The following is a 310-nucleotide window of genomic DNA, read 5'->3' on the forward strand; positions in this document are numbered from 1 at the left end:
ATCTGCGGATCAAAGCTTGTTTGCCAGCTCCCCGCAGCTTTTCGCAGGCTACTACGTCCTTCATCGCCTGTGATCGCCAAGGCATCCACCATATGCACTTAGTCGCTTGATCCTATAACGCTGTAGGCTATAGGACCTGAGTATTAGCGTTTGTGCCGTTCATAAGTTTCAAAGCAGTCTGAGGTTATTCACCCCAGTCTTGAGAACTTGGAACAAAATTAATGCAATCACAACCCGTACCCATCTTCATCAGCAAGCTGATTACTTGATGAGCACATTTCGTTGTGCTTCTTCCAGATTGTTAAAGAAC

Annotated in this window: 1 rRNA gene; it reads right to left on the bottom strand. The window is 45.8% G+C overall.

Features of this window, described 5'->3' with window-relative positions:
• Nucleotides 1–112 (bottom strand): 23S ribosomal RNA (locus DK459_RS02155); the annotation flags it as partial.
• Nucleotides 113–310 lie beyond the last annotated feature (198 nt).

The organism is Achromobacter sp. RW408 (assembly GCF_003184165.1).
GTDB classification, from domain to species: domain Bacteria; phylum Pseudomonadota; class Gammaproteobacteria; order Burkholderiales; family Burkholderiaceae_B; genus Achromobacter; species Achromobacter xylosoxidans.